Here is a 17,889-nt window from a genome sequence, read left to right on the forward strand (position 1 = left end):
AGCGCCTTCGACCGGCTCCGTTCGGCGGCGCCGGGCCAAGCCCCGACCGTGATCCGGCGCTGGTGCGGCGATGCGCAGGCACTTGGGTCGCAGCTGCGCCTATCCACGGCTGCCGGATGATCCCCGCAATCTTACAAGGCCGGCAACGCCGCGAAGGTGTTGCCGGCCTTGTCGTGACGAACACTGTTCAAATGACAGCTGCATCGGGTTCTCGCTGTCGATTCCCATATCATCTACGCCAAAATATAATATGAAAAATCAAGTAGATAGATGCACAATTTATTTACATGAAATGCATGTCATATCTTCGGTAAAAATCATCGATGGAAAAGTGTTTTTCAGAGTATTGAATTGTTTTTGAATCGTGTGACGCAGTCGCATCGGTTTACTTCTTCCCAAGCGAAAGCGATCCCTTAATTTCCGTCGGGCATGTTTTCGTTTGAACCGATTGGCCCGATATGACGACGCTCTTCTCCCAGGCCGACATCCTCACGGCGGGCAGCGACGGAACCGGTGTGCTGCTGGTGCCGAAATCCGCCTTCGATTCGGACGGCATCGTCACCACGGCGAGAGTTGCCGCCTACCGTACCTCGCCGTCGGCGCGGCGGGGTCTGGGCCATGTCGAGGAGACGGCGGCCCGCCGTCTCGAGCGTCTCGGTCTTCAGGAGGTCGCCACCTCGGATCTGGTCGCCCAGCCGACGGCGCCCCTCAGCGAGACGCAGGGCGTCTTCGCCCGCTTCACCGCGCTCGGCCTCACCGCCGCGTACTTCCGGGACGAGAGCCGGATCGCGGCCGCCCGCGGCGCGCTGCAGGATGATTTCGAGGTCGTGACGAACTTCAGTCTCGCCTTGCCGACCCGGCTCCGGGCGCCGGGCGCACGCCTGATGCACGCGACGTCGATGCCGGTCGGGACGGGCTGGCCGACAGTCTCCGGCATCGACACCGCGCATCGCCAGAACGTGCGGGGGGCCGGCGTCCTGGTCGGCGTGCTCGATACCGGCATCGACGCCGACCACCAGCAGTTCCACGCCAGGACCATTCCGTTCCGTTACGTCTCCTTCGATCCCAACAACCCGGCGAGCCCGCCGCGGGACGTGCGCGGCTTCGATCTCGACGGCCACGGAACGCATGTCTGCGGCATCATCGCCGGATCGACGGTCGGCGTCGCCCCCGAGGCGGAACTGGTGGTTGCCTCGGTGATCGAGAGCGAGACCGCGCGCACGAGCCTCATCCGGGTCGTCTACGGGTTGAACTGGCTGCTGCATGAATTCAAGGCACCTGCGAACGCGACCAAGCCGGCGGTCGTCAACCTGTCCCTGGGCTTCCCGTCGACCGGGGTACTGAACGTGCCGCTCAAGGAGTACAAGACGCGCCTGCGCGCCATGGAGGCGGTCTTGAATCTGCTCATCCAAGCCAACGTCCTGCCGATCGTCGCGATCGGCAACGACGGGCCGGGACGCTTCGGGTATCCCGGTGGCTTCCGGAACGCCCTCGGCGTCGGCGCTGTGGATCATGGCGGCGTCATCGCGCCTTTTTCCGGCAGCCGCACCTCGTCGCGCACGCGGAAGCCCGATATCTATGGGTACGGCGTGGGCATCTACTCCAGCCTCGAGCGCGATATGGCGAACCAGTCGTTCTACGGCCGTCTCGACGGCACCAGCATGGCGGCACCCTTCGTCGCCGGGATCGCGGCGCTGTATCTGTGCCGGTCCCGCATGTCCGCGGCGGCGCTGCGGACCACCCTTCTGACCAACGCGCAGACCGTCAAGACCGGCCGGCGCTCGGCCTTGATCGCGCGGTACGTCTGATGACGACGCCCCGCCGCAATCCCAGGCAGGCGGCCCGGCCTGCCCGCCTTCCCGGTTCCAGGCAGAACGGCGAGGGCATGAACCACTACCTGGTCGTGTTCAAGGGGCGTGCCGCCAAGGCCGAGCAGGAGCGCACCGCCTTGGTCAACGAGCAGGTGCGCAAGACGGAGGATGACCTGAAGTCCCTCCGAGCGCTCGTCGTTCGGGAACACCTGCAGGAAGAGCTGGGGCGGTTCGGCGAACCGACCGCGTTCGGCATGGTGGAGCTCGTCGCGACACCGCGCCTCGCGGCCCGGATCGAGCGGGCGTCCCGGGTCAAGGCCGTCATCGCCGATTGAGAGTCCCGGTACCGCCCGCCCCGGGGCGCGGCGGTGCCGGCCCGTGCGCCCGGTCGCGCGAGGCCCGTCCGGGCTCACCGCCCTCACGACCGCAGTCGGTCCGGTGCGAATTCTTCGGATTTCCTCGATGTCATTTAGCCGGGATTAACCAAAAACCGCCTCAATACGGAGGCTTAAGGTTGATCCTTTCCTAAACGGCCGAACTCGCCGGCCTGCCGCGTCCCCATGCGCCGGCGGCCGGCCGGGCGGGTCCGTGCGGGACAAGCCATCGAGTACAGGCCGCATGGACCTCGTCGCGTATTCGTCCGGTCGCCTCGCCCCGGGCTCCCTCCGTCGCCGCCGCCGCAACCGGCGGCTCCTCGGCATCGCCGCGGCGCTCGCCGGGATCGGCGCCGCCGCCGGGCTGGTGCCGCGCGAGGACACCCGCTTGACGGTGGCGGAGACGGCGGCGCCCGCGGTCCCGCAGGCCGCGACGTCCCGATCCGTCCTGGCGCAGGCCGAGCTCGGCTGGATGCTGGCGCCGCTGCCGACGCTGGGGCGCGACGCGGCGAGCTTCACCCGCGACGTTCTCCCCGAGGCGAGCCGGGCGGTCGCGGCCCTGACGCCGTCGGCTCCCGAGACCGGGCGCCTCGCCGAGGCGGCACCCACCGTCGCGGCCCTGCGCGCCGCCGTCGTTCCCGCGGCGTCCGCGCCCGGTCCGCTCGCCTCGACGGCTGGTCCCCTCGCGACGCCCGAAGCCCTCGCCGCGGCGCCCGGCCCCCTCGCCCTCGCACCCCTGCCGGTGCCGCGCCCGCCCGAATTGCGCCCGACGCCGACCGTGCTGGCGACCCGGGCGCCGCGGCGCCCGGTCCGCGCCATGGCCTCCACCGAGAGCGTGTTCAAGGCCGCCCTGCCCGAGGAGCCGTCGCTGTTCGACCGGATCTTCGGGGGAGGGGGCTCCGCCCCGACCCAGACCCTCGCCTACGCCTCGCCCGGCGGGCTCGAGGCGAGCACCCCGCGGCCCCGCCTGAGCGCCAGCCCGGGCATCGCCGTCTACGACATCAGCGCCCGAACCGTCACGCTGCCGAGCGGCGAGTCGCTGGAGGCGCATTCGGGCCTCGGGCCGCACATGGACGATCCGCGCAACGTCCACCTCAAGATGCGCGGCGCCACGCCGCCCGGCACCTACGACCTCACCGAGCGCGAGGCGCTGTTTCACGGCGTGCGGGCGATCCGGCTCAACCCGGTCGGCGGCAGCGGCTCCATCCACGGCCGCGTCGGGCTCCTCGCCCACACCTACATGCTGGGCCCGAGCGGCGCCTCGAACGGCTGCGTCTCGTTCCGCAACTACGACCGCTTCCTCCAGGCCTTCCTGCGCGGCGAGGTGCGCCGTCTCGTCGTCGTGCCGGGCGCGGGAACGAGCGACCTGCCGCGGATCGGGCGCGGTGGCCCGGCCGACCGCGCCACGCGGGGTTGAGCATCGGAAAACGGCCTCCGGGGGGATGTCCCGGAGGCCGTGCCGCTCGGCGTCCGCTCAGGCGCTCCCGATCACTCGCCGTCGATCACTCGCCGTCGATCCTGGCCCCGATGATCGCGATGGCGCGCTGGTAGACCGAGGCGGCGTTCCAGCCCTGGATCGCCGCGAAGTTCGGCTCGCCGGGCTGGTAGCCGGCACCGGCCCGCCAGCCATGGGCCTTGAGGAAGTTCGCGGTGGAGTTCAGCGCCACCGAGGCGTTGTCGAGGCTGCCGCCGGTGCCGTAGTTCAGCACGTTCTTGGGCAGGAACTGGGTGTGGCCGACCTCGCCATGGGCCGCGCCGCGGGTGCCGGAATTGAGCACGCCGCGATCGACCAGGGTCAGCGCCGCGTAGAGCTGGTCGGTAAAGAAGGCCGAGCGGCGGCAATCATAGGCCAGCGTCGCCACCGCCGAGAGGGTGTTGACGTTGCCCTTCACGGCGCCGAAGCCGGTCTCCATGCCCCAGATCGCCAGGAGCGGGCCCGGCGGGACGCCGTAGCGCTGCTCGATCGAATCGAACAGGGCGGCCTGCGAGCGCTTCATCGCCCGGCCGCGGGAGACGATGGCGGCGGCGCCGCGCTTGGCCATGAACTGGTCGAGGGAGAGCTTGAAGCTCTTCTGGCCCCGGTCCGCCGCGATGGTGGCGGAGGAATACGAGGTGCCCATCAGCGCCGAGAGGGCGGCGGGGCTGGCGCGCCCACGGGCCTCGTCGGCGAATTCGCGCTTCCAGGCCTCGAACCCGGCGGCGGAGTTGCCGCATTGCGCGGCCTCAGCCCCGCCGGCCAGCACCGCGAGGCCCGCGGCGATCAGGGCCCTCCCGTAACCGTTACCGATCATCTCGATCTCTCCCTCGGAGCCGCGCCGCCGGCCTTCGGACGTCGGGCCGCCCGCGGCTCCCATTCTCGACACTACCTGCCTGCCCGATGGGCGATGCTACGATCCCGCCCTCTGCGAAAGCTTTACGGCGGAACTGCAACGCGCCCGGATCCCGACCGCCGCCTCTGGAACGCGATCGGAACCGTCGAGCAGGATCTAGGGTGAGGCCGGAGCGGGAGAGGAGAAAACTCCGCCGGCGTGGCGTTAGCGCCACGCCCTGGACGACGGAATCAGGCCGGCAGGCCGAAGATCGCCCGCGCCTCGGCGGGGCTCGCCGGGGTGCAGTCGAGGTGGGCGAGCAGGCTCACCGCCTTCTCGACCAGGGCCGCGTTGCTCGGGGCGAGGGTCCCGCGCGACAGGTACAGGTTGTCCTCGAGCCCGACCCGGACGTGGCCGCCCGCGGTGGCGGCGAGCGCTACCATCGGAAATTCGGCCCGCGAGATGCCGAAGGCCGACCACAGCGCGTCCTTGGGCAGACGGTCGCGCATCTGCAGCAGCGTCTCGGGCGTCGCCGGTGCGCCCCACGGGATGCCGAGGCAGATCTGGAACAGGGGCGGCGAATCGAGGTGCCCCTCCGCCAGGAGGTGACGGGCGAGCTCGATCTGGCCGAGGTCGAACACCTCGATCTCGGGCTTCGCCCCCGCCTCGCGGATCATCGCCGCCATCGCCCGCAGGTGCGCGGGCGTGTTCATGAAGGCGTGCTCGCCGAAATTCATCGTCGCGACGTCGAGGGTGCAGATCTCGGGGCGCAACGCCGTGACGTGGCGGGTGCGCGCCTCGGGCGAGGCCAGCGTCGTCCCGGGCCCCGCCACCGCCGGATCGGGATCGCCCGCGACGTAGCGCCCACCGGCACCGGTGGTCAGGTTGAGGACGACCTCGGCGTTCCGCTCCCGGATCCGCTCCACCACCTCGCGATAGAGGGCAAGCTCCATGCTGGGCTTGCCCGTCGCGGGGTCGCGGACGTGGATGTGGACGATCGCGGCGCCGGCCTCGGCCGCCTCGAGGGCCGATTGCGCGATGGCCTGCGGGCTCACCGGCACCGCCGGGTTCTTGGACGCAGTATCGAACGAGCCGGTGAGGGCGCAGGTGATGACGGTCTTGCGGGACATCCGGTCCTCCCTCAGAGCATGCCGCCGTCGACCACCAGGGTCTCGCCGGTGACGTAGGCGGCGCCGGCGGCCAGGAAGAGCATCGCCTCGGCGATATCCTCGGGCTTGGCGAGCCGCGCCAGCAGGGTGCGCGACAGGGTGTCGGCCTTGCGCGCCTCGGGCCAGCCCTGGGTCCAGGGCGTCTCGACGAGGCCCGGCGCCACGGCGTTGACCCGGACCTCCGGGGCGAGCGCCCGGGCGAGGCTGCGGGTGAGGTTCACGAGGCCCGCCTTGCTCGCCGAGTAGGCGATGCTGGAGCCGCGCCGGCCGAGCCCGGCCACCGAGGCGGTGTTGACGATGGCGCCTTTCGATTGGCGCAGGGCCGGCGCCGCCGCGTGAGCGCAGCGATAGGGCCCGATCAGGTTCGTCGACAGGATGGTCTGCCAGAAATCCTCGGTCATCGCGTCGAGGTCGGCGAACTCGACCGGCGTGGCCGAGGCCGGGGTGCCGGCATTGTTGATGAGGATGTCGAGGCCGCCGAGATCGTCGATCCCGCGTGCGACCATGGCCTCGGCCTCGCCCGGCACCGAGACGTTACCGGCGAGCGCCCGGACCTTCAGCCCCTCGGCGGCGAGCCGCGCGGCGGCGTCCGGCCCGCGCCCGTCCTCGGCGAGATGGTTGAGCATCACCTCGGCGCCGCAGCGCGCGAAGAGCGTGACGGCGGCGAGCCCGATCCCCGAAGCGCCGCCGGTGACGAGCACGCGGCGCCCGTGCAGATCCGCACTGATCATGTCGTTTCCACCCTGCGAAATGTTGTTTCGCGGGAGAGTGGCGGGCGGGGAGGGGCTTGTCCAGAGCCGCCGAACGCATCGGGGGTGCGCTGCCGCGTGGCTCGACGGGGCCGGGTGACGTGCCAAGATCGCGGGTCGAGCGGCATATCGGAGGCTCGGAGCGATGCCGACCGAGGGCCGTCCCTCCGATGCGGTGTCCCTTCCGGGGGGAGGTTGCAGGGAGCCGTCGCAGGAGGTTCGGCCGACCGAAGGCCGCGTGCGATTTTCGGCCGCCGCAATCTCGACATGCAAGATCGCCGGATCGAGACGTCACGAAAAAGGAAGCAACTCGATCGCCTGAGCCAAGCTGCTTCGCGACGCTGAGAATAAACCGGGCAATTCGATTTTGCCTACAACCTCATCCCGCGGTTGTCTCGATCGGGGATCGCGGTTTCGTTGACGCCGGACCGGCGTCCGGAGGAGGGCTCGAGAGGTCTCCGCGCTCTTCGAGGTTATCCTCCGAGGCTGCCATGCGGCATTTCAGATGACGTCGTGGTCGGGATGACGTGAGAGGGTCGATTCTCACGTCTTCTGCTTGCTAGATCCGCGCCCGATCACGTTGCGATCGGCCGCGGATCTAGGTCTTTGATTTTGCCGCATTTTCTATGACGAACCGGGACCCGCTTCGTCGGACGATGCTCTAGGCGGCGTTCTTTGCCGCCTCGCCGTAGAAGGTCCCGCCCTTCTCGGCCATCGCCACCAGGGTCGCCGGTGGGGTGAAGCGGGCGCCGTGCTTGGCTTCCAGCGTGCGGCAGAGGTCCACGAACCGGGCCGCCCCCATGAAGTCGATGTAGGACAGGGCGCCCCCGGTGAACGGCGCGAAGCCGAAGCCGAGGATCGAGCCGACATCGGCCTCGCGCGGGTCAGTCACGACGCCCTCGCCGAACGTGCGGGCCGCCTCCAGGGCCTGGGTGACGAGGAGGCGCTGCCTCAGCTCCGAAAAATTCACCGCCTCCGGATCGAGTGTCGTCTCCTGAAGGTCGCGAAGGCCCGGCCAGAGCTTCTTCGATCCCTGCTCGGGATAGTCGTAGAAGCCCTTGCGGTTCTTGCGCCCGAGCCGGCCCTCGCCCTCGACGAGGGCGGTGAGCAGGCGCTCCTGATGCGGGTTCACGGCGGCCTCGCCGACCTGCGCCTTCGTCGCCTTGACGATCTTGAGGGCGAGGTCGACGCCGACCTCGTCGTTGAGCGAGAGGGGCCCCACCGGCATGCCGGCTTGACGCCCGGCATTCTCGATCATCGCCGCCGGCACGCCCTCGGCCAGCATCAGGTGCCCTTCGAGGATGTAGGCGCCGACGCAGCGATTGGCGAAGAAGCCGCGGGCGTCGTTGACGACGATCGGGGTCTTCTTGATCGCCCGGACGTAGTCGAGGGCCACCGCCAGCGCCCGCTCGCCCGTGGCCTTCCCCATGATGATCTCGACCAGCATCATCTTCTCGACCGGCGAGAAGAAGTGGATGCCGATGAACTGCTCAGGCCGCGACGAGGCCTTGGCGAGCCCGCTGATCGGCAGGGTCGAGGTGTTGGAGGCGAAGATCGCGTCCGGCCCGATCACCGCCTCGACCTTGGCGATGACCTCGGCCTTGACCTTCGGATCCTCGAACACCGCCTCGACCACGAGATCGCAGCCGGCGAGCGCCGAATAGTCGCCGGTCGCGGTGATGCGGGACAGCAGCGCGTCGCGGTCGGCGGTCTTGGCGCGGCCTTTCATGATCTGGTCGGAGACGAGCTTGTGGGCGTAAGCCTTGCCCTTCTCGGCGGCGTCCGCCGACTGGTCGACCAGCACGACCTCGAGCCCGGCATTGGCCGAGACATAGGCGATGCCTGCCCCCATGAAGCCGGCGCCGACGACGCCGACCTTCTTGAGCGAGACCGCGCCGACGCCCTTCGGCCGGCGGGCGCCCTTGTTGAGCTCGCCCATCGACAGAAAGAGGGTGCGGATCATCGCCGCCGCTTCCGGCGAGCGCAGGATCTTGGCGAAGTACCGGCTCTCGACCTTGAGCGCCAGATCCATCGGGAGTTGCAGGCCCTCGTAGACGGCGTGCAGGATCGCCTTCGCGGCGGGGTAGTTGTCGTGGGTCTCGCGGCGGTAGATGGCGTTGGCCGGCGGCCAGGTCATCATGCCGGCGGGCGAGTAGACCTTGCCCGACGGCGCCTTGAACTTGGGCTGGTCCCAGGGCGCAACGGCGGAGCCGCCGGCCTTGATCCACTCCTTCGCCTTTGCGACGATCTCGGCCCGCGGCGCCACCGCGTGGGCGAGGCCCATGTTGCGGGCCATCAGCGGGCGGATCTGCTCGCCCTTGAACAGCATCTGGAGGGCGTCGCCGGTCTGCATCAGGCGGGCGACGCGCTGGGTGCCGCCGGCACCCGGAAACAGCCCGACCTTGATCTCCGGCAGGCCGACCCGGGTCTTGTCGTCATCCGACAGCACCCGGTGGTGGCAGGCGAGCGCCAGCTCGAAGGCGCCGCCGAGGCAGGTGCCGTGCACGGCGGCCGCGAACGGCTTCCCGCAGGTCTCGAGCTTGCGGTAGAGGAGCGTCAGCCGGCGCGATTCCTCGAAGAAGAAGGTCATCGCTTCCTCCTCGCCGCGCTCGCGCGCGAGCCGCGCGTGCTCGACGCCGAGGCCTTGGAGCATCGTCAGGTCGGCGCCGCCCGAGAAGGTGTCCTTGCCCGAGGTGATCACGCAGCCCTTGATGGCGGCATCCGCCACCACGGCGTCGACGATCTGGTTGAGCTCGTCCATCACCTCCGGGGTGACGACGTTCATCGAGCGGCTGGGCATGTCCCAGGTGGCGAGGGCCACGCCGTCGGCATCGGTCTCGAAGCGGAAATTCGTGAGGTTCATGGCGAAGGCCTCGTGAGAGCGATTACGGCTTGGCCGGTGCCGGAGAAGGCGCAGGCACCGGAGCGGGGGCGGGCGCCGCCCCGGGCGCGGGGGCCTGGCCGTTGCCCTGCTGCGACAGGGCCGCCAGCGAGAGCAGGTTCATCATCTTGGTCACCGCGTCCTTGGTGATCGTGGTGACCATCGAGGTCGGGTCGGCGTTGAGGGCCTGGAACTTCTGGTAGACCGGGTCGTCGTAGATCGCCGCCAGCCGCTTCAGCTCGGCCGCATCGAATTTTTGGGCGTATTCCTTGGCGAGTCCGTCGACGAGGCCGTCGCGCTCCTGCGCGAAGGTCTTCTCCAGCTCGGGCCGCAGCTTGCCGGCCTGCTCGGCGCTCATTCCCGAGAGGGTCTTCTCCTCGGCCTGCTTGAACGCCTGCGTCAGGTTACGGGCGACCGTCTTGGTGACGATGTCGCGGGCGAGTGCCAGACGGTCGTCGTCGGCCCGGGCCGGACCGGCGAGGACCAGCGCGAGGGCGAGGCCGGCGGCGAGGGGGGGGAGGGGACGCATCAGGCTCACACCCGCTCGATGATGGTGGCGGTGCCCATGCCGGCACCGATGCAGAGGGTGACGAGCGCAGTCTGCTTGCCCGTCCGCTCCAGCTCGTCGAGCACGGTGCCGAGGATCATCGCGCCGGTGGCGCCGAGCGGATGGCCGAGCGCGATAGCTCCGCCATTGACGTTGACCTTGGCCGGGTCGACGTCGAAGGCCTGGAGGAAGCGCAGGACCACCGCCGCGAAGGCCTCGTTCACCTCGAACAGGTCGATGTCACCGATGCTCATGCCGGCGCGGGCCAGCACCTTGCGGGTCACGTCGACCGGGCCGGTCAGCATCAGGGCCGGGTCCGAGCCGATATTGGCGAAGGCCCGGATGCGGGCGCGGGGCTTGAGCCCCGCCTTCGCACCGGCCTCTTGCGAGCCGATCAGCACCGCGGCGGCGCCGTCGACGATGCCCGACGAATTGCCGGCATGGTGGACGTGCTCGACCGCCTCGACGTCCGGATGCGCGTCGATGGCCACGGCGTCGAACCCGCCCATCTGGCCCATCTGGACGAAGGAGGGCTTGAGAGCGGCGAGCGACTGCATGTCGGTGCTCGGGCGGCGGTGCTCGTCGTGGTCGAGCAGCGTCAGGCCGTTGACGTCGCGCACCGGCACGACCGAGTTCTTGAACCGGCCGTCCTCCCAGGAGCGGGCGGCGCGCTTTTGCGATTCGACCGCGTAGGCGTCGCATTCGTCGCGGGAGAAGCCGTACTTGGTGGCGATCAGGTCGGCCGAGACGCCCTGCGGCATGAAGTACGACTTGATGGCGATGGCCGGATCGACCGGCCAGGCGCCGCCCGACGCCCCGATGCCGATGCGGCTCATCGATTCGACGCCGCCGCCGACCGCCATGTCGTGCTGGCCGCTCATCACCTGGGCGGCGGCGAAGTTCACCGCGTCGAGGCCCGAGGCGCAGAACCGGTTGATCTGCACGCCCGGGACGTGGATGCCGTAATCGGCCACGAGCGCCGCGGCGCGCGCGATGTCGCCGCCGGCCTCGCCGACCGGGTCGACGCAGCCGAGTACCACGTCGTCGACGAGCGTGGTGTCGAGGGAGTTGCGGTCCTTGAGGGCGCGCAAGGCGGTTTCGGCGAGGCGGAGCGCCGTCACCTCGTGCAGCGAGCCGTCGGGCTTGCCGCGGCCGCGGGGCGTGCGGACGTGGTCGTAGATGTAGGCGTCGGGCATGGGGCGTCTTCCCGGAATAATCGTGCGGCGGCCCCGAAACGGGGCGCCGGGGAGGAGGAGCGCGCCGGTCAGGCGCGCTCCGCTTCGATGCGGGCGATACGGCGCTCGTGGTCGTCGAGGCGATGGACGAGGGCCCCGAACCCGGCCACGACCGCGTGGGTCAGGCCGGTGACGCGGGTGTCGAGTTCGTCGATGCGGGCCTCGACATGGTCGAACCGGCTCTCGACCTTGGCTTCCAGCCGTTCGACCTTGCGTTCGAGCTGCTCGATCGACCCGCGGATGGCGCGAAGATGTTCGAGGACCAGGTTCTCGGGTTCGGCCATCGCGGCAGGCTCCGTGGATACGAGCCGCAGCCTAGAACAGCTCCGCCGGCACCGCCATGACGGCGTCGGACCCGGCCGAGATCCGGGCGAGCCGGGTGCCGGTCTCGGGCAGCACGCGCTCGACGTAGAACCGGCCGGTGGCCAGCCGCGCGTCGAGGCGCTCGGCGATGCCCTCGCCGGCCTTCTTCTTCTCGGCCGTCGCCTTGGCGATCCGGCCCCACATGTAACCCATGGCGACGAGGCCCATCAGGTGCATGTAGTCGGTCGCCGCCGCGCCCGCATTGTCGGGCTTCGCCATGGCGTTCTGCATCAGCCACATCGTCGCCTGCTGAAGGTGGCCGAGGCTCTTCATCAGGGGAGCGCAGAACGGCTTGAGGCTCTCGTCCTCGCCGTTCTCCTTGCAGAAGCCCTCGACCTCGGCGAGGAAGCGCATCATCGCCCGGCCGCCGTCGCGCGGCAGCTTGCGGCCGACGAGGTCCATCGCCTGGATGCCGTTGGCGCCCTCGTAGATCTGGGCGATGCGGGCGTCGCGCACGAATTGCGACATCCCCCATTCCTCGATGTAGCCGTGGCCGCCGAACATCTGCTGGGCATCGACCGCGTTGGCAAAGCCCCGGTCGGTCAGCACGCCCTTCACCACCGGGGTGAGCAGGCCCATGTGGTCCTCCGCCGCCTGGCGCGCGGCCGGGTCCTCGGAGCGGTGGGCGATGTCAGCCTGGAGCGCGGTCCAGATCACGAGCGCCCGGGCGGCCTCGTTGAAGGACCGGATGGTCATCAGCGTCCGGCGCACGTCCGGATGGACGATGATCGGGTCGGCGGCTTTTTCCGGCGCCTTGGCGCCGGTGAGCGCCCGGCCCTGGAGCCGGTCGCGGGCGTAGGCGACGGCGTTCTGGTAGGCGACCTCGGACTGGCCGAGCCCCTGGATGCCGACGGCGAGCCGGGCCTCGTTCATCATCACGAACATCGCGTTGAGGCCGCGATTGGCCTCGCCGACGAGCCAGCCGGTGGCGCCGTCGTAGTTCATCACGCAGGTGGCGTTGCCGTGGATGCCCATCTTGTGCTCGATGGCGCCGCACGACACCCCGTTGCGAGCGCCGACCGTGCCGTCGGGCCCGACCAGGAACTTCGGCACCACGAAGAGTGAGATGCCCTTGGTGCCGGCCGGCGCGCCCTCGATCCGGGCGATCACCAGGTGGATGATGTTTTCCGACAGGTCGTGCTCGCCGGCCGAGATGAAGATCTTGGTGCCGGTGAGCGCGTAGGAACCGTCGCCGTTCGGCACCGCCTTGGTCTTCAGGAGGCCGAGATCCGTGCCGCAATGCGGCTCGGTCAGGTTCATCGTCCCGGTCCAGGTGCCCTCGACCATCTTGGGCAGGTAGGTGCGCTTCTGCTCCTCGGAGCCGTGCACCAGGAGCGCGGCCATAGCGCCCTGCGTCAGGCCCGGATACATGCCGAGCGCGGTGTTGGCGCCGGATACGAATTCCTGCATCACGCTGTTGAGGGTGTGGGGCAGGCCCTGGCCGCCATACGCCTCGGGCATCGACAGGCCCATCCAGCCGCCGCCCGCATAGGCGTCGTAGCCGGCCTTGAAGCCCTTGGGCGTCGTCACGCGGCCGTCGGGGTGGCGGGTGCAACCCTCGCTGTCGCCGACCCGGTTGAGGGGGGCCAGCACCTCCTCGCACAGCTTCGCGCCCTCGGCGATCACCGCCTCGACCACGTCGGGCGTCGCCTCGGCGAAGCCGGGCAGGTTGCTGTAGCGCGCGAATCCGAACACATCGTTGAGGAGGAACAGCACGTCCTCCACCGGCGCCTTGTAGCTCGGCATGTTTCCCCCGCTCCCAGGATCCGTTCCCTCGTCGCGCACGGCGTCGGCCGCGGCGAGATAGTTCATATCTAAACTATCTCGATCGAGAACGGAAGAGGGGCGGTGGGCTGCCGCGGGACTCACGCGTGAGATCGCCGAATCCGGTACGTCCTCCGACGGTCGGCTCGGCGCTCGTGTCCGGGCGGCACCTGCCCCCGCTGGATGCCGCCAGATTGCCCGGTCTCAGGCGGCGGTCTTGCCGTAGCCCCGCAGCGCCTCGAGCGCCCGCTCGATTTCCGCCTTCTGGTTTTCGAGATGGGTGATCTGCTCGGCGACCTGGGCGGGACTGAGGGCGAGAGCACCGCCGGCCCCGGTCTCGGCCAACTCGTCGCCGTCGACCATCGCGGCGATCTCGCGCAGCGTGAAGCCGAGTTCCTTGCCCCGCAGGATGGTGGCCAGGCGCGAACGGTCGTCCTCGGTATAGAGCCTGGTCGTGCCGCGGCGTTGCGGATGCAGCAAGCCCTTCGCCTCGTAGAAGCGCAAGGCCCGCAGGGTGACGCCGAATTCCTCGGCGAGGTCGCCGATGGTCAAGGTTGCCGGGGACGCCGAGCGCCCCGCCGGGCGACCAGGACGGGCCACAGGTCCAGCAGAGCGAACCGACGCTCCTCTGCCACTCTCGGACTGCCGATCATAAGCCATGCCGTTTCCCCCGTTGAACCACACGTCGCGCCCCGAACCACCGGTGCCCTTCGGACCCGTGATGACACAAAGAAGGTCAAATGACCTCCCTAAGGGAAAGGTAACGTCAACTTGAGCGTGTGTTACTTACGGTAAAAAGTGATATGTAGCAAGCGTTTACGCGATAAAACGGCTTACCGTTATATTCTGGATCGTTGGCAAAAATCGGGCTTTTCGGCTGTTTCCTCCGTGCGAATGCGCGTCAGAGTTGTGAACAAAAATCGCCCAAAATCAGGTTGCGCACGCAACGGAGTGGCAGCGGTCCCACTCCAAGACCGTGCCTCGCGCGGGCTTTAACCACTTGTTTACCGTGTCGAACGAAAGTGCTCGAAGAAACCTTTCAGGCCGCGGCCGCTGACCGGATCTTCACGATCGAGCAGGGTGCCGGGTTTCGACCGGCCCCGGCCGGTGCCTATCCGCGAGACCCTTCGGCCACCCTTGCGCAGAGCCCGCCATGCGACGGACCGCTCCTACCCTCGACGCTTTCGATCCGGAGCTGCGCGATGCGGCCCGGGAGGCAGCTCGGCGCGCCGGTCTGTCGGTGGACGAGTGGCTGGCGGAAGCGATCAGTGAAGGATCGGCCCGGGCGGGGGTGCGGCAGCAGCCTCGCCGCGCCGCGTCCGGGTCCCGCCGCAGCCGCGGCGATGCGTTTCCGGCTCAACCCTTCGCGCCGGCGGACACCGGAGAGAGCCATCGGGGCGACCGATCCTGGCAGCATGAGCCGCCCCGCGGCCATCGCCCGCGTCCGGCGCGCGGCCCGGTCGCCGAGCCGGTCCGCCACCAGCCCGTTCCCGCGCCGGCTCCCGCCACCGCCACCGCCATCCCGGCCGCGGCGATCCCGGCGGCGATCGCGGGCGACGCCGCCCTGATCGAGGCCGTCGCGGCGATCGGTCGGCGCCTCGATGCCATCGACCGCCGCATCACCGAGAGCCGGGAGGCCACCGACGAGGTGGTCGCCAAGGCGGTGAAAGGCATCGAGACCCGCCTGACCGAGGCCGCGCCCCGTGAGCCGGCCCCGCGGCCGGCCGGACGGCGCGGTCGCCCGGCGCCCGACAGCCTCGCCGCCGCGGTGGCGGAGATCCGCCAGCGCCAGCAGCAGCTCGACGAGGGCTCCCCCGAGGAGGAGAGCGATCTCCTCGTCGACGGCCTGCGGCGCGACCTCGCCCGGGTCGTGGAGACCACCGAGGCCACCGCCGACGCCCTTTCGCCGGCCATCGCGGGGCTGCAGGCCGAGACGTCGCGGCTGCGCGAATCGATCGGTTCGCTCGCGACGAGCGGCGACCTCGTCACGCTCGAGCAGGCCGTCCGCACCCTCGCCGACGAGGTGCAGCGGGCTCGCGATCCCGCCGATCTCGTGGCGGTCGCCGGCCCGATCGACCTGATGCGCGTCCAGGTCGGCCGCCTCGCCGAGGAGGTCGCCGCCGACGTGCATGCCCGGGTGACGCAGGACGTCGAGCGCCTGGCCCGCCAGGCCGACGGTGCCCTCGATCCCGACCGGGCCGGCCTTGCCGACCGGGACGCGCTGGCCAAGCTTTTCGGCGAGCTCGACGAGATCCGCGCGCAGATCGCGATCCTGGCCGAGCCGGCCCGCGTGCAGAACCTGGCCCGCTCCGTCGACGAGCTGACCGAGACCGTGACCCGGCTCGGCAACGGCATGCTCGACAGCCCGGCGCTGATGAACGAGCTGCGGCCCCTCCTGGAGGAGATCCGCGAGGGCGTGCGCGCCCCGGCCGCCGATGCGCCGGCTTTGGTCCAGGGCATCGCCGACCTCGACCGCAAGATCGACGACCTGCGCGCCGAGCGCCGCGAGCAGCCGGATGCCGCCGGCGACATCCTCGGGCGCATCGACGCCCTCTCGGCGAAGGTCGATCAGGTCGCGGCGGTGAACACCGTCGGCGACGTGATGGAGCGGCTCGAGCAGATCGGCGAGACCCTGCGTCAGCCGGCCTTGCCGAGCGGCGATCTCGCGTCCATCCACGGCATGCTGCGCAGCCTCGCCGAGAAGCTCGACCGGGTCGGACCGGGGACCGGCGGCGAGACCCTCGACGGCCTCGAGCGTCAGGTCCTGGCCCTGGCCGGCCGCATCGACACCCGCGGCAGCGACCCGGCTCTCGCCGGCCTCGAGCGCACCATGGGCGACCTCCTGGCCCAGGTCGCGCTCCTGCGCGACGAGGCGCCGATCCAGGCCGCGGCCGAGCGCGCCGCCCGCAGCGTCGCCGATTCCCTCGGCGCCGAACGTCAGGGCGCGGCGGCGGCCGAAGGTCTCGGCGGGCTGCAGGCTGCGCTCGCCGACATGCGGATGCAGCAGGCCGCGTCCGACAAGCGCATGCAGGCGACGATGGAGGGGGTCCACGCCGCCCTCGAGCAGCTGGTCGCCCGGTTCGCCCCGGTCGAGACCCGCATTGAGGAGCCGGCGCCGGCCCTCGCCGCCCCCGCCCGCCGGACCGGACGAAACCTCCGCGAGACCCTGCGCGAGAGCGCCGCGCCGGCGGAGCGCCCGGCCCCGCGGCTCGGCCCGGCGAGCCCCGCCGACGAGATGCTGGAGCCCGGTGCGTCGCGCCCGCGCCAGCCGCAACCGGCCCCATCCCAAACGGTCCAATCCGAGACCGCCGCGACCCTCGAGACGCCGGCCGGCGACATCAAGGCGAGCTTCATCGCCGCCGCTCGCCGTGCCGCCCAGGCCGCCGCCGCCGAGGCTGCCGGCACCGATGCGGCTCTCCCGGCCGCCGAGCGCCAGGGCGAGGCCCGCGGCAGCCTCGTCGAGCGGCTCCGGGCCGGGATCGAGCGCCGCCGCCGGCCGCTCCTCCTCGGCATCGCGGCGATCGTGCTCGCCCTCGGGACGCTGCAGGCCCTCCAGGGCTCGGGCGCCCGGCTCGGGAGCGCGACGGTCTCCCGCGAGGCGGCCGCGCCGTCCGATCCGGCCACGACCCAGTCGGTGGCGGCGCATGCCACCCCGAAGGCTCTCGGTGCCCACGGCGACGTGGCGGATGCGAAGGCTTCTGCCGCCAAGCCCGACGACCCGTCCAAATCCGGTGACCCGGCAAAGCCCGGCGAGGTTGCCCAGTCGGCCGATGCGGCGAAGGCCGCGGATCTCGGCAAGGCGGCGGAGCTTGGTAAAGCGGCCGATCTCGGCAAGTCGGCGGAGCTTGGCAAGGCGGCCGATCTCGGCAAGCCGATGGAGCCCGCGAAGTCCGCCCTGCCGCGGGTGGCCGACATGGCGTCCTTGAGCGGCGACCTGTCCGGCATCCCGGCCGGCGCCGCCTCCCTGCGCAAGGCCGCCCTGGAGGGCGACGGGGCCGCGATCTATGAGCTTGCCAGCCGCACCGTCGACGGCCGCGGCCTGCCGCGGGACGCCGCGCTCGCCGCCAAGCTGTTCGACCGTCTGGCGAGCGCCGGCTACGCCCCGGCGCAGTACCGCCTCGGCAGCCAGTACGAGAAGGGCCTCGGCCTCGTCCGCGACCAGGAGAAGGCCCGGTTGTGGTATGGCCGCGCGGCGATCCAGGGCCATGTCCGGGCCATGCACAACCTCGCGGTGATGCTGGCCGAATCGGGGGCCGCCGGCGGCAAGCCCGATTACGCCTCCGCGTCGAACTGGTTCCGCAAGGCGGCCGAGTACGGCGTGCGCGACAGCCAGTACAACCTCGCGGTGCTCCTCGCCCGCGGCCTCGGCGTCAACCAGGACCTGGCCCAGGCCTATGGCTGGTTCTCAGCCGCCGCGGCGCAGGGCGACGACGATGCCGGCCGCAAGCGCGACGAGGTCGCCGGCAAGCTGGCGCCCAAGGACCTGACGGCCGCCCGTGCCGCGGCCGAGGCCTGGAAGGCGAAGACGCCGGACCCGGCGGTGAACGATCCGCCGCCGATGCGGGTCGAGACCGCCTCGCCAACCGGCGGCATGTCGCTGATCGGCGCGCCGCCGCCCCTCACGACGGGCCGGGGAACCGGAAAGGTTTGATCGGGCGGACGATCGACGAAGGGCGCGGAGGAGTCC

The 17,889-nt window shown here is 70.6% G+C and carries 13 protein-coding genes; 4 read left to right on the forward strand and 9 right to left on the reverse strand.

Annotated features, from left to right (window positions below; all coding sequences use genetic code 11):
- Positions 1-458: 458 nt before the first annotated feature.
- From miv_RS20545 to miv_RS20555, 3 genes are all read left to right on the forward strand, one after another.
- On the forward strand, positions 459-1,808 hold the full coding sequence (locus miv_RS20545; RefSeq protein WP_207178574.1) for a S8 family peptidase: 1,350 nt from the start codon (positions 459-461) through the stop codon (positions 1,806-1,808).
- 77 nt (positions 1,809-1,885) lie between these two features.
- Entirely contained in the window at positions 1,886-2,146 is a 261-nt protein-coding gene (locus tag miv_RS20550; protein ID WP_048429894.1) for a hypothetical protein, read from the forward strand.
- A gap of 283 nt (positions 2,147-2,429) precedes the next feature.
- Positions 2,430-3,602, forward strand: coding sequence for a DUF2778 domain-containing protein (locus tag miv_RS20555; protein ID WP_244748624.1), 1,173 nt, complete (start codon positions 2,430-2,432; stop codon positions 3,600-3,602).
- Between the two features lie 85 nt (positions 3,603-3,687).
- Here the strand turns inward: miv_RS20555 and miv_RS20560 are convergent, their stop codons facing one another.
- From miv_RS20560 to miv_RS20600, 9 genes are all read right to left on the reverse strand, one after another.
- Positions 3,688-4,476 (reverse strand): lytic murein transglycosylase, encoded by a 789-nt coding sequence (locus tag miv_RS20560; RefSeq protein WP_048429908.1) that lies wholly within the window; start codon positions 4,474-4,476, stop codon positions 3,688-3,690.
- A 269-nt stretch (positions 4,477-4,745) separates the two neighbouring features.
- Complete coding sequence (locus tag miv_RS20565; protein ID WP_058617727.1) at positions 4,746-5,624, reverse strand: beta-keto acid cleavage family enzyme; 879 nt, start codon at positions 5,622-5,624, stop codon at positions 4,746-4,748.
- Between the two features lie 11 nt (positions 5,625-5,635).
- The gene (locus tag miv_RS20570) at positions 5,636-6,394 is read right to left on the reverse strand and encodes an SDR family NAD(P)-dependent oxidoreductase (RefSeq protein WP_207178576.1); all 759 of its coding nucleotides are present in this window, start codon (positions 6,392-6,394) and stop codon (positions 5,636-5,638) included.
- 679 nt (positions 6,395-7,073) lie between these two features.
- Complete coding sequence (locus miv_RS20575; RefSeq protein ID WP_207178578.1) at positions 7,074-9,275, reverse strand: 3-hydroxyacyl-CoA dehydrogenase NAD-binding domain-containing protein; 2,202 nt, start codon at positions 9,273-9,275, stop codon at positions 7,074-7,076.
- Positions 9,276-9,297: 22 nt separating this feature from the next.
- Positions 9,298-9,822: a DUF2059 domain-containing protein gene (locus miv_RS20580; RefSeq protein WP_048425958.1), complete on the reverse strand. Its 525-nt coding sequence runs from the start codon at positions 9,820-9,822 to the stop codon at positions 9,298-9,300.
- Positions 9,823-9,827: 5 nt separating this feature from the next.
- Positions 9,828-11,036 carry an acetyl-CoA C-acetyltransferase gene (locus miv_RS20585; protein ID WP_207178580.1) on the reverse strand — a complete coding sequence of 403 codons (1,209 nt, stop codon included), beginning with the start codon at positions 11,034-11,036 and terminating at the stop codon, positions 9,828-9,830.
- 68 nt (positions 11,037-11,104) lie between these two features.
- Complete coding sequence (locus miv_RS20590) at positions 11,105-11,359, reverse strand: hypothetical protein (protein WP_207178582.1); 255 nt, start codon at positions 11,357-11,359, stop codon at positions 11,105-11,107.
- A gap of 31 nt (positions 11,360-11,390) precedes the next feature.
- Entirely contained in the window at positions 11,391-13,184 is a 1,794-nt protein-coding gene (locus miv_RS20595) for an acyl-CoA dehydrogenase C-terminal domain-containing protein (protein WP_207178584.1), read from the reverse strand.
- A 222-nt stretch (positions 13,185-13,406) separates the two neighbouring features.
- A complete protein-coding gene (locus miv_RS20600; protein ID WP_244276290.1) occupies positions 13,407-13,754 on the reverse strand; it encodes a MerR family transcriptional regulator in 348 nt (115 codons plus the stop codon).
- 601 nt (positions 13,755-14,355) lie between these two features.
- On the opposite strand from miv_RS20600, the gene miv_RS20605 reads away from it, so the two are divergent.
- Entirely contained in the window at positions 14,356-17,853 is a 3,498-nt protein-coding gene (locus tag miv_RS20605) for an SEL1-like repeat protein (protein ID WP_207178586.1), read from the forward strand.
- The last annotated feature ends 36 nt before the right edge of the window (positions 17,854-17,889 follow it).

The sequence above is a fragment of the Methylobacterium indicum genome, from assembly GCF_017347565.1.
GTDB lineage: Bacteria > Pseudomonadota > Alphaproteobacteria > Rhizobiales > Beijerinckiaceae > Methylobacterium > Methylobacterium indicum.

Bases quoted from the DNA above. Each gene is read 5' to 3' on its own strand.
- miv_RS20545 (WP_207178574.1), top strand. From the start codon at position 459: ATGACGACGCTCTTCTCCCAGGCCGACATCCTCACGGCGGGCAGCGAC.
- miv_RS20550 (WP_048429894.1), top strand. From the start codon at position 1,886: ATGAACCACTACCTGGTCGTGTTCAAGGGGCGTGCCGCCAAGGCCGAG.
- miv_RS20555 (WP_244748624.1), top strand. From the start codon at position 2,430: ATGGACCTCGTCGCGTATTCGTCCGGTCGCCTCGCCCCGGGCTCCCTC.
- miv_RS20560 (WP_048429908.1), bottom strand. From the start codon at position 4,476: ATGATCGGTAACGGTTACGGGAGGGCCCTGATCGCCGCGGGCCTCGCG.
- miv_RS20565 (WP_058617727.1), bottom strand. From the start codon at position 5,624: ATGTCCCGCAAGACCGTCATCACCTGCGCCCTCACCGGCTCGTTCGAT.
- miv_RS20570 (WP_207178576.1), bottom strand. From the start codon at position 6,394: ATGATCAGTGCGGATCTGCACGGGCGCCGCGTGCTCGTCACCGGCGGC.
- miv_RS20575 (WP_207178578.1), bottom strand. From the start codon at position 9,275: ATGAACCTCACGAATTTCCGCTTCGAGACCGATGCCGACGGCGTGGCC.
- miv_RS20580 (WP_048425958.1), bottom strand. From the start codon at position 9,822: ATGCGTCCCCTCCCCCCCCTCGCCGCCGGCCTCGCCCTCGCGCTGGTC.
- miv_RS20585 (WP_207178580.1), bottom strand. From the start codon at position 11,036: ATGCCCGACGCCTACATCTACGACCACGTCCGCACGCCCCGCGGCCGC.
- miv_RS20590 (WP_207178582.1), bottom strand. From the start codon at position 11,359: ATGGCCGAACCCGAGAACCTGGTCCTCGAACATCTTCGCGCCATCCGC.
- miv_RS20595 (WP_207178584.1), bottom strand. From the start codon at position 13,184: ATGCCGAGCTACAAGGCGCCGGTGGAGGACGTGCTGTTCCTCCTCAAC.
- miv_RS20605 (WP_207178586.1), top strand. From the start codon at position 14,356: ATGCGACGGACCGCTCCTACCCTCGACGCTTTCGATCCGGAGCTGCGC.